The sequence below is a fragment of the Enterococcus gilvus ATCC BAA-350 genome (genome assembly GCF_000407545.1).
In the GTDB taxonomy this organism is placed as follows: domain Bacteria; phylum Bacillota; class Bacilli; order Lactobacillales; family Enterococcaceae; genus Enterococcus_A; species Enterococcus_A gilvus.
The window spans coordinates 2,504,072-2,515,677 of sequence record NZ_ASWH01000001.1 but is presented as its reverse complement, the minus strand read 5'-3'; the positions used below and the strand labels follow the sequence as shown (position 1 = coordinate 2,515,677).

General features: G+C 43.5%; 10 protein-coding genes. 6 read left to right on the top strand and 4 right to left on the bottom strand.

Going from position 1 to position 11,606, the window contains the following annotated elements; all coding sequences use genetic code 11:
• Positions 1 to 15: 15 nt before the first annotated feature.
• Positions 16 to 2,697 (top strand): ABC transporter permease, encoded by a 2,682-nt coding sequence (locus I592_RS12525; protein WP_010779833.1) that lies wholly within the window; start codon positions 16 to 18, stop codon positions 2,695 to 2,697.
• A gap of 373 nt (positions 2,698 to 3,070) precedes the next feature.
• A complete protein-coding gene (gene thrS / locus I592_RS12520) occupies positions 3,071 to 4,978 on the top strand; it encodes a threonine--tRNA ligase (protein ID WP_010779834.1) in 1,908 nt (635 codons plus the stop codon).
• Positions 4,979 to 5,000: 22 nt separating this feature from the next.
• Here the strand turns inward: thrS and I592_RS12515 are convergent, their stop codons facing one another.
• Positions 5,001 to 5,591, bottom strand: coding sequence for a TetR/AcrR family transcriptional regulator (locus I592_RS12515; RefSeq protein ID WP_010779835.1), 591 nt, complete (start codon positions 5,589 to 5,591; stop codon positions 5,001 to 5,003).
• A gap of 114 nt (positions 5,592 to 5,705) precedes the next feature.
• Between I592_RS12515 and I592_RS12510 the strand changes: the two genes are divergently transcribed.
• The 4 genes from I592_RS12510 to I592_RS12495 all read left to right on the top strand — a co-directional run bounded on the left by I592_RS12510 (position 5,706) and on the right by I592_RS12495 (position 9,583).
• A complete protein-coding gene (locus tag I592_RS12510) occupies positions 5,706 to 6,776 on the top strand; it encodes an ABC transporter permease (RefSeq protein WP_010779836.1) in 1,071 nt (356 codons plus the stop codon).
• 1 nt (position 6,777) lies between these two features.
• A complete protein-coding gene (locus I592_RS12505) occupies positions 6,778 to 7,449 on the top strand; it encodes an ABC transporter ATP-binding protein (RefSeq protein WP_010779837.1) in 672 nt (223 codons plus the stop codon).
• A 64-nt stretch (positions 7,450 to 7,513) separates the two neighbouring features.
• Positions 7,514 to 8,518: a nucleoid-associated protein gene (locus I592_RS12500; protein ID WP_010779838.1), complete on the top strand. Its 1,005-nt coding sequence runs from the start codon at positions 7,514 to 7,516 to the stop codon at positions 8,516 to 8,518.
• 114 nt (positions 8,519 to 8,632) lie between these two features.
• Complete coding sequence (locus tag I592_RS12495; protein ID WP_010779839.1) at positions 8,633 to 9,583, top strand: P1 family peptidase; 951 nt, start codon at positions 8,633 to 8,635, stop codon at positions 9,581 to 9,583.
• Positions 9,584 to 9,989: 406 nt separating this feature from the next.
• Here the strand turns inward: I592_RS12495 and I592_RS12490 are convergent, their stop codons facing one another.
• From I592_RS12490 to amaP, 3 genes are all read right to left on the bottom strand, one after another.
• Positions 9,990 to 10,526, bottom strand: a complete 537-nt coding sequence (locus I592_RS12490; RefSeq protein WP_010779840.1) for an Asp23/Gls24 family envelope stress response protein — start codon at positions 10,524 to 10,526, stop codon at positions 9,990 to 9,992.
• A gap of 82 nt (positions 10,527 to 10,608) precedes the next feature.
• Complete coding sequence (locus I592_RS12485; RefSeq protein ID WP_010779841.1) at positions 10,609 to 10,797, bottom strand: DUF2273 domain-containing protein; 189 nt, start codon at positions 10,795 to 10,797, stop codon at positions 10,609 to 10,611.
• Between the two features lie 11 nt (positions 10,798 to 10,808).
• Positions 10,809 to 11,378 (bottom strand): alkaline shock response membrane anchor protein AmaP, encoded by a 570-nt coding sequence (gene amaP, locus I592_RS12480; RefSeq protein WP_010779842.1) that lies wholly within the window; start codon positions 11,376 to 11,378, stop codon positions 10,809 to 10,811.
• Between the last annotated feature and the right edge of the window lie 228 nt (positions 11,379 to 11,606).

Sequence of the window (11,606 nt, the reverse complement as noted above, 5' to 3'; positions counted from 1 at the left end):
AACGGGAGTGCAGACATGAAAAATAAGACCTATTTAAAAGCAAGCTTACGCGAGATCCTTTATTCAAAGGGACGCTTCATTGCGATCGTTTTAATTATTTTATTAGGAACATTGTTATATGTAGGAATCAAAGCGACAGGACCGATCTTGAATCATTCGGCGAGTCGCTATGTCGATAAACAAGACTTATCAAATCTGCAAATTGTTTCTACGGGCGGTTTGACAGCAGAGGATATCAAGCTGGCAGAAAAGATCCCCGACGCCAAAGTTGAGAGTGGTCACCAGCTCTTTTATGCAGATAGTAAGAAAAATCAAGTGGTGAAATTGTATTCATATAATGAAGAAAACAAACAAAACCAGTTACAGGTAAAGTCCGGTCATTTGCCGAAAAAGGAAAATGAGATCGTTTTGGATGAAAAGGCCAAAGAAGAAGGCTACCGGTTGAACCAAACGTATCAGATCGACCAACCGGATCAATTAAAACGAAAAACGTTCAAAATCGTCGGCTTTGTCCAATCGCCCATTTATGTCAGTACCGAAGAACGGGGCCTTTCCAATGTCGGGAACGGAAGCGTGGATTTTTTTGCCTACGTGCCTGAGAAGAATTTTTCAAGTGCTATAAAATCGGTACTCTATGTCTCCTTTGCGAATGTCCAAGAAAAAGAGACCTACGGCAAAAGCTACGAAAACACGATGGATAAAAACATTGAAAAGGTAGAGAAGCTCTTTGCAGACCGTCCAGAAAAACGTGCTGCGGAAATAAAAGCAGCTGCCGAAAAGGAATTGCTTCCGCGCAAAGCAGAAGTGGCGGAGAATCTGGAAAGGCTCGACGCCGGTCAAAGGGAACTGGATCAAGCCAAAGGACAACTAGAGCAGCAACGGGCGATGATGCCCGGTGAGACACCTCAACTGGCTCAAGCACAAGCAGAACTCGAGACGCGTCAAAAGGAACTTAACGACAATCGCGGGCAATTACTTTCTGCACAGCAAAAAATTTCTGACAGTGAAAAAGAGCTGGCTGAACTGACGACACCGAGCTATTCCTACGAGCAGCGGTCAGATAATCCCGGATTTCAGGAATACGGCGACCTTTCTGAACGGATCGCAGCCATTGCCAATGTGTTCCCGGTATTTTTCTTCTTTATTGCTGCGTTGATCACCTTCACTACCATGACACGAATGGTAGAAGAAAATCGAAGAGAGATCGGGACATTGAAGGCGTTGGGGTATTCACGTTCGGAGATTTCCATCAAATACATTATTTACGCGCTGTCCGCCGCCACGATTGGGATCGCTTTAGGCAGTGTGGTCGGTATCCACACGTTGCCGCGTCTGGTTTTTGACCTTTCAAGTGATCGGTATAATTTCCCGGGCGTAGACGTTTTCTATCTGCCGCGCCCGATCATCCAAGCAACGATCGCCTTTTTGATCGCCAGTTTAGGAGCGGCACTGCTTGTTCTAATGAAAGAATTGCATGAAAAACCTGCGAAGCTATTACAGCCTAAAGCCCCGAAACCAGGGAAACGGATTTTCTTGGAACGGATCACGCCGATCTGGTCTCGAATGAGCTTTAACTCAAAAGTAAGCTATCGAAATCTTTTTCGCTATAAATCTCGAATGATCATGGCGGTGATCGGAATCGCCGGCTGCGCAGCATTGATGGTCGCGGGCGTTGGTCTGAAGGACTCCTTGAGCTCGGTGGGCGATAAGCAGTTTGGCCCCATCATTGATTACGATGCGATCGTTACCTTAAAAGAAGAGGCGCCTAAAGACGAAGTGAAACAGCTTCTATCAGACAACAAAAAAGTAAAAAGCGAACTAGCGACGCTGAACGAAACGATCGAATTGAAACGAAAAGGGCAAGCCACTCAAAAACTCACGATGATGGTGCCAGAAAATCGTGAAGCATTTAAAGACTACCTTCATCTGAAAGAGGCTGGAACTCCCTTCACCCTGCCGAAAGAGGGTGCGGTGATCACTCAAAAAATGGCAGAATCATTTGACTTGAAAAAAGGGGATAGCCTGACCGTGTATGATGACGATCAGCAGACCTTCAAGGTGAAGATCGCGGCTATTGCGGACAATTATTTAGGAAACTTTTTGTATGTTTCAAAAGAGTATTATCAACAGGCGCGAGGAAAAGCGTTTGCCGCCAATAGTTTTTTGTTGAAAAATGAACCGCTGACAAAGGCGGAAGAAAGAAGCTTGTCGGAAACCTTGCTGCGCTCAGACCAGGTGACCAATACCTCATTCATCTCTACGCAGATTGAGACACAGGAGCAATCAATGAGCAATCTTGACGGGATCGTATGGATCTTCGTCGTTCTATCCGGTCTACTAGCGTTCATCGTGTTATATAATTTAACCAATATCAATGTGTCTGAACGGGTCAGAGAACTGTCTACGATCAAGGTACTAGGCTTTTATGATCGTGAGGTCACATCGTATATTTTCCGTGAGAATTTTGTGTTTACGATTTTAGGAATTTTATTTGGCTATGGCCTCGGAATTGTTTTGACCAAATTTATTTTGGATCAGGCTTCGATGGAAACGATCACGTTCCCGCCGGTCATCGGTTATGGTGCGTACCTTCTTTCCGGCGGATTGACGATCCTCTTCTCCGTGATCGTCATGGTCGCGACCCATTTCCGTCTGCGTCATATCAATATGATCGATGCACTGAAATCAAATGAATGATTCTAAAAGAGAAAAGCGTTGACAAACTTTTTTTGTACGCCTATGCTTTAATCAATAGTAGAATGCAGTGAGAAGGACACGATCTTTTTTCAGAACATCCTCAGAGAAAGAAGCCATGGCTGGGAGCTTCTGATGGCGAAAACAAGATTACTCCCTTTGAGTGACCGTAACACGGTCCGGCAGATAGCCGTTATCTATCTCATGAGCCGGAGAGTCCATACTTTTCGGGAACTTGGGTGGTAACACGTTTATTCACGTCCCTATTTATAGGGACGTTTTTTTATTGAAAACCCTTCACGCCTTTTGTTAAAATTAGTAAGAAAAGGGACGCACTATAAATTGTTATTGAAAAAGCGGATCGGAGTTGAGTTGAATGTCAAAAGAAATCGAAATTGTTTTACCAAATGGAAGCAAACAAAAGGTGGCAAAAAACACCACATTGTTTGAGATAAAAAATCAATGGATGGAACGTGCAGTCATTGGCAGTATCGATGGCGAGCTTGTTGACTTATCAACTCCAGTGAAAGACAATGCGGAGATCGCTTTTTATGATTGCTCCTCTCCAGAAGGAACTACGGCAATATGCCAGTTAGTCAGTCTGCTGCTGCAAGAAGCAATCAAGGCGCACTATCCCGAAGCCCTATTTGCAAAATCGCAACGGGAGGATCAGACGATCTGGGTCGATCTGCGAGTGGATCAACCATTAAGTGCTCTGATCTTGAAGGATCTGGAGCACCATATCAAAAAGAAATTAAAAACGGATGCCAAGATCGAAAGTGCCATTCTACCTGTATCCGAAGCGAAAGAAGTCTTTAAAGACAACGAGTTAAAATTGTTTGCGTTGGCTGAAATGCCTGCTGACCAGCCTGTTTTTGTGTATTCCTTCGGCGATGTCACCGAGTTTTTCCTTGAACCGATGGCGCTGGAAGTAGCGACGGCTGAATACTTCTCATTGCTAAAGGTCTCTGGTGCCTACTGGCAAGGAGATCCGGAAAAAGAAATGCTGCAGCGGGTCATGGGGGTAGTCTTTGCTGAAAAAGCACAGCTCTTGGCGCATTTAGACTATTTAGAAGAATCGGAAAAACGCAGCCATCAGAAACTTGGAAAAGAACTCGATTTATTTATGTTCTCTGAAGAAGCACCTGGCATGCCTTTTTATTTGGAGAATGGCTTGACCATTCGGAATGAGCTGCAAAAATTCTTGCGAGAATTGCAAGCAAAATACGATTACAAGGAAGTCAAAACGCCTTTGATCTTGAATCAGCGCTTATGGGAGCGTTCCGGTCACTGGGATCATTATAAGAATAATATGTATTTCACGAAGGTAGCCAATGAGGATTACGCCTTAAAACCGATGAACTGTCCGGGACATTGCTTGATCTACAAGGACCGTAAGCGGTCTTACCGCGACCTGCCGATGCGCATGGCGGAATTTGGTCAAGTCCACCGTCACGAATTCAGCGGGGCATTGAATGGCCTGTTGCGTGTCCGAACCTTCTGTCAGGATGACGCACATATTTTTGTCAGACGTGATCAAATCGAGCAGGAGATCGCTTTGGCGTTAAAAATCATTGATGAAGTTTATAAGATTTTCGGCTTTGAGTACGGAGTCGAGCTGTCGACGCGGCCAGATGACTTTATGGGTGAGATCGAACTGTGGGATGAAGCCGAAGCGTCCCTTGGAAAAGTGTTGACGGATCTTGGGTATAAATACAATATCAATGAAGGCGATGGGGCCTTTTACGGACCGAAGATCGACATCCACATCAAGGATGCGTTGAATCGCAGCCATCAATGTGCCACGGTTCAATTGGATTTCCAGATGCCAGAGAAATTTGACCTGACGTATGTGGATGAAACGAACCAAGAAGCACAACCCGTGATGATCCATCGGGCAGTCTTCGGTTCATTGGATCGCTTCCTTGGGATTTTGATCGAACATTATGCAGGCGCGTTCCCATTTTGGTTAGCACCGAAACAAGTAGCGCTGATCAATGTTGCACAGCCGCATGAGGCCGGCGTTGAAGCCTTGTTCCAAGAATTTCATGCCGCAGGAATTCGTGTCGAAAAGGATCTGCGAAATGTAAAACTAGGCAAGAAGATCCGTGAGGCAGAATTGCGAAAAATTCCTTACAGCTTAGTGATCGGAGACAAAGAATTGTCAGAGGGGACCTTCGCCGTTCGCAAGCATGGCAGCGACACGATCAAGCAAATGGCTAAAGCGGAGTTTATGGAATTACTCAAGCAGCAGCAACAAGAAAAAAATCATCAGTATTACTAAAACAAAGACGCTGAAGTTCGCTTCAGCGTCTTTTTATGCCCTTCGTCAACCAATGTGTTTTATAACGGAAATCTTGCAGTAATTCTTCTCTTCCCCAATGGTTCGCCAACATATCCGTCAAAGAATCGATCACTAGCTTCATGGAAAAATAGAGAAAACTTACTTGCTCCTCCAATGTCGGCATCGCGAAATCATTTTGTTCTAGAAGCTCTTTCCACGCGTCTATTCCGTGGTCTGTTTCTGGCCGATAGGAAAACAGATAGCTGTTTTGTGCCAAGAGAACCAATTGACGGTAACGTGCAGAAGCGTGATCCAGCTCCACGTAAAGCACTAAAAAATTTTCGATCCCTTGAAAGAAATCGCCCTCTTGCTGGGTCATGTGATCAATGATCTCCCCGTGGATCTGTCCTGCGTAATAATGAATCAAATAATCGTAAGCATCGTTTAAATCCTCAAAGTATTTATAAAAAATCCCTCGCGACATTTGCAATGCCTCCACGATGTCACTTACTTTCACCTGACTGACAGGTTTCTCGTAAAAAATCGTCACCAATAGATCGCGGATTTCTGCTTGCCGCACCTCTGATAAATTTAGAAAAGTTTTTTTCGGCATGCGCTCACCTCATCTCGGAAAAAGTCGTGTCTTTTTAATTAGTATAGCACAGAAGCAAAATCGGTGACATTTTGTCACTTTGGGCGTATTCTTTCATCAGAAAGGGTGAGTGAGATGTTTTTAGCTTGGAAAGAAATTCGTTATGCGAAATTAAGATATGGCCTGATCGTCGGTATTATGATCCTAGTTGCATATGTGGTGTTCATGCTGTCAGGTTTGGCAAATGGCTTAGCAGACGGCAATCGGACAGCGATCGATGATTGGGGGGCGTCGGCAATTATCTTATCAGAAGACAGCAATAAAATCGCCAACGCGTCACAACTGCAAGCAAAAGATACGGAGCGTGTGACAGCGAAAGAAAAGGCAGGAATAGGGATCTATTCTACGGCTGTAGAGAAAAAGAGCGGCGGGGATAAAACCAATGTATCGATCTTCGGCACAGATAGTGACGCATTTGTAGTCCCAAAAGTTTTAGATGGGCGCTTGTACAAAAATACAAATGAAGCCATCGTATCAGAAAATCTTTTGTCCGAAGGCTACAAATTACATCAGGAGATAAAGGTGAATGATCAGACGGTGAAAATCGTTGGTGTGACAAAGGAGACGACCTACACCTTGGCGCCTGTGATCTACCTTAGTCCGTCCATGTTCAAAACGTTGAAGTATGGTTCTCAACCAATGGAGAGCGAGCCGATCAGTTTGATCGCAACGAAGGGGACGACCTCGATCGATACCAAAGAAGGCCAAACGAAATTGGATAAAATGACTCCGGAAACATTTATTGAAAATATTCCCGGCTATACCCCAGAAAAATTAACGTTGAATACGATGATCTATTTTTTATTTGTCGTAGTTGCAGCGATCATTGGTATTTTTATGTACGTCATTACATTGCAAAAGACCGCGATCTTCGGTGTTATGAAGGCGCAAGGAGTGGAAACAAGCTATTTGGTTCGCTCGCTTTTAGCACAGGCCTTTTTAGTCGGAGTACTCGGGGTGGCAGCGGCAGTTGGTCTGAGTGTGCTGACGAGTTTGGTCTTGCCAAGCGCGATGCCCTTTGCCGTTCATTGGGAAGAATGGGCACTCTATAGCGGGATTCTAGTCGCAGTCGCAATGGTTGGAGGATTATTCTCTATGCGTACAGTCACAAAAGTCGATCCAGTAACAGCGATTGGAGGAGAATAAAATGAGCGATGTATTGACGATGGAAAAAATCGTGAAAAAATTTGGTGAAGGTCATACAGAAGTGACCGCTTTGAAAAAAATTGATTTTCATGTGGAAGAAGGAGAATTTGTCAGTGTGATCGGCCCGTCAGGATCTGGGAAAAGTACTTTTTTGACGATTGCCGGCGGATTGCAGACACCGACAGAAGGGACGATCCGGATCAATGGCACAGATTTTGGGAAAATGAAGGAGAAAGAACGCTCCAAGGCCCGGTTCAAAGAAACCGGCTTTATTTTGCAAAGTGCCAATCTGATCCCTTTTCTAAAGGTCAAAGAACAGTTTCAATTAGTAGAAAAAATTGAAAAAGAAAAGAACGCTGCAAAAATCGAAGAATTACTAAAATCACTGGATATTTGGGAATTACGAGAAAAGTACCCCAAAGCCTTGTCTGGTGGTGAGCGCCAACGGGTCGCCATCGCCCGTTCCTTGTTCAATGATCCGCAGCTGATCTTAGCAGATGAGCCCACTGCAAGCCTGGACTCGGATCATGCCTATGATGTCGTGAAGCTTTTAGCCAAAGAAGCGCATGAGCGGAACAAAGCGATCGTCATGGTGACCCACGATGAACGAATGACGACATGGAGCGACAAGATCTATCAAATGAAGGATGGCGAACTTTTAGAAAAAGAATAGTTGCTAAATTCCCTGTTTCCTGTGTATGATGGTTTGGTCGATAATTTTAGAAAGCAGGGAATCCATGGATATTTATTTAAAAAAAGCAGCACTTCATATCGTCGATCGCGAATCCGGTGATCCGATATACAGCCAGAGTGAATTAGACTTAACGAAAGAATATATACGAGACTATCTGACGAAGAAGATTCAAAAACTCTCCTCCGCTCAGACAAAAACAGGCACATTGGCAGAAGACTCGACCTTCGCATTTTTGAGTCAGCAGTCGGAACACGACTTTTTGTCCGCGAGTGAAAAAATCGTGACTCGTTGGTATGAAGCGTACAAGGAAAGCGAAGAGGCTCCCAGTGCAGATGCCTTTGTTGTGTTATATGAAGAGGACACACAATTATACCTCGCCTTTTTAAAGGTGAATTATCATGAAGGGTATACACATCTCGTCGATTCAGATGAGGCAGGGTTGAAGAATGAGCTGATCATTCACCGGGCATTATTATCCAGCAAATCGCAGAAAGCAGATGAAGGCATCGTCGTTCATTTGAGTAATTTGAGTTATGAATTGATTGAAAAAAAATACCCGTTTTCTGGTGAAAAGCGTCTCTATTTTTCTACGCAGGTCATCGAGAGCCGACCAGCACCTTCGCTGGAGGAAAATGTACGTGTGATCAAAAAAGCAGCCGAAAAAATCGGTGAAAAATTTGAAAATCAAAAGCACGACGTGATCGCGGATGTAAAGGAAGCTGTCTACGATATTGTAGAAGAAAGCGGCCAGATCGATGCAAAGGTCGTTGCACAGAAAGTATTCAAAGACAATGTTTCCGCACAAATGGCCTTCCAAGAAGAAGTGGTGGAAAAAGGATATGTAGATCAGGCCCCGCTTTTAAGAGAAGTACGCGAAATCACAGAAAAAAAATACGGCAAACAAAAGTTGAAGCTCTCCAATGGCATTGAATTGATCGTACCGTTAGACGTATACCGCAACCCTGAGCTGATTGAATTTATCAACAATCCAGATGGAACGATCTCTGTGACGATCAAAAATGTGGACGAAGTGATCAATCGTTTGTAATAAAAGCTGTTATGAAAAGTCATTTTTTAAATGGCTTTTTTTATTTAAAGACGAACTGGAATTGAGCTGCCCCTAAGAATACGCTACACTAGAGAAAATAAGTGGAGGAATCAGATGGAAGCATATCAAGAGTTTTTTCGGATTGGACAATATACTGATACGGAAGCGATGACCGGCTGTACCGTGATTCTGTGCGAAGATGGGGTAACTGGGGGCGTTTCTGTTCGTGGCGGTTCGCCAAATACACGAGATACAGATGCACTAAAGTCTGAAAACAATCGGAAGTTCGTTCATGGTGTCACCTTATCTGGCGGCAGTGCTTTTGGGTTGGCAGCAAATGCGGGCGTCGTGGATTTTTTAGAAGAAAATAAAATCGGACGAGACATGGGGATCACCTATGTTCCCAATGTTGTTGGCGCGAGTCTTTTTGATCTTCGGATCGGTCGTTCGGATGTTCGCCCAGATTATCAAGCGGGACGTAAAGCCTGTGAGGAAGCATTTAACGGTCAGCTCTTTCAAGCAGGCAACCATGGTGCGGGCACCGGCTGCAGTGTCGGAACGGTCAATGGCGTACAAAACGCCATGAAGGGCGGTATCGGAATTCATACGATGCGTCACGACAAGTTATGGGTAACCGCTGTGATCGCAGTCAATGCGGTAGGAGACGTGTTCGATGAAGAGGTCGGCAAGATAATCGCTGGGGCAAGAAAACCTGGTGAGAGTAAAATTGGCTTTTCGGAAGAATTATTTCTCGACTATTATCAAAAGGAAGAGGCCTTATTTGATGGAAATACGGTCATCGGCTGTGTGATGACGAATGCGACGTTCCCTAAAGCGAAAATGAATAAATTGGCTGACCTCAGCCATAATGGGATCGCTCGGGCCATTCGCCCCTCCCATACTACTTATGATGGCGATACATTGTTTGTGCTAGGCGCAAATCAAATACAGGCAAGCTTCGAAGCAGTCTCGATTTTAGCCGTTGAAGCAGTTCGTCAAGCCATCATCAAAGGCACGAAAGCAGCAGAGACCTACGGCGACTTTTTAAGCTATCAAGAAATATAAACAACCCCCCGCAAAGGCACTTTTTGTCTTGGCGGGGGGTTTGTTTATGAAGAGGAAAGGTAACGGATTGTCTAGCGCGATTAGGACTAAAATCTGATAAATCACGCCGCCTACGATTCTACTAACCTGCTAAAGCAGGAAGAAGAACGCGCAGCTAGTTCCAAATAAGGAACCCATTTTTCAAGAAGCGAAAAATGGCAAGCAGGTCACGCCGCCTACGATTCTACTAACCTGCTAAAGCAGGAAGAAGAACGCGCAGCTAGTTCCAAATAAGGAAACCATTTTTCAAGAAGCGAAAAATGGTAAGCAGGTCCCCACGCCTACGATTCTACTAACCTGCTAAAGCAGGAAGTAGAACTCGCAAAAAAGACTAGCCAGGTTCGGCTAGTCGATGGGGAAGAGTAGTTTATTGGACGCGTGGTTCAGATTCTAAGTTGTCGCTGATTTTGTCTGTTTGGTTGCCAATGGCACTTTTCGCACGGTTAGTTTGTTTCGATGCGAATTTACCAGTTGTTTGAGCAGCGCTTGTTACTTTATCTTGAACTGTTTCGCTGTCTTCTTCATACTCTTCACGAGTTTTGATGTCTACAACGTTCACGTTTACTTCGATGACGTCTAAATGAGTCATTTTGTCGACTTGTTCAGAAATCAATGTTTTCATTTGTTCGTAAATGTCGTCAATGTCCTTGCCGTATTCAGCAACGATATCCATGTCAACAGCAACTTGTTTTTTACCAACTTCAGTACTGATACCAGAAGTAACATCGTCGCTGTTTACTAATTTGTCTTTGATGTTAGAGAAGAAGCCGCCGTCTACGGTCAATAGTCCGTCTACGTTTTCCAAAGCAATACCAATGATTTTTTGAATTACTTTGTCTTCATAAGTTAATTCACCTTTGACCTCTTTTTTTGGTTCTGTTGATTTGATTGTTGTGTTTTCCATTGTTTTCTCCTCCTAGGTTTAGTAATGTATGAACTTTTTCAAAAAGAAAAAGCTTATCCAATTTTGATTGTGTGGTGCGCCCCTATTTCTTTAAATAGTCGTCTAAAACATGATTGTTCTTTAAATACGTACCGAGAGCTACACCGATGACTGTGATCACAATAAGTAAGATCGTTTTAAAAAAGCCGATGGTAAAGAAGAGCACCGCTAAGATAAAACCGAGGATACCAAAGATCACAGGCAATTTGTCTCGTGTCAAAAATTCTTGCATGGCTGTTCCTCCTATTCTACTCGCGGCCGAGTCACTGTTGTTTCAACGGGTGTTGGTTCAAGCGCTTGAATTTTAACTTTAATTGAAACCTTTTCTTCAGGGCCTAATAACCCATGAAGCATTGTTTCAACATTCTGAGCCCAGAGATCTGTTTTACCTACTAAGCCAGACGTTTTCTTCAACTGCCCACGAACGTGCACTCTGATCTTATTTTTTGTTGCTGATACGTTGACTTTGGGACTGTCCATAAAGTCTTCCTGTTTGATACTTGTCCGAACATATCCCTCAATTGCCCGCTTATCCAAAGCCAATTGTCCACGATCTTCTTTTAAGTTGAACTTGGTGACTCTCTTTGGATAGAAAAGAATGACAAAAATACCGATGACCGTCACAATGGCTAAAGCTGCTGCTACCCAGAATAAATAGATCTGAGCGTACTGATTCGTTAAAACGAATTGTTGCAATGAGCTGAAGTCTAACGGATTTGAAGCGATAAAGTAATAAATTGCTGCAACGGATAGAAAAACAGAAAGTAAAACCAGAGAGATAATAATTAAGATGGTTTTGAGAACCTTACTCATACCGCACCTCCTCACTTCAATATTTTTAAATTGTTTACACTAAAATAATAAAATGATAACCCTTTTAAGTAAAAAGATTTGCTCACGGCAGCGGTAAAAGATTCTTTTTCCAGTAGAATAAACCAATATAAATGAATGAATAATAACAAATTACACAATTTTTCATTTTTTTTATCGGTTAAGAAAAAAATGATGGAGCGTTCCTTTTGTGTAAAAAAAAGAAGTGTG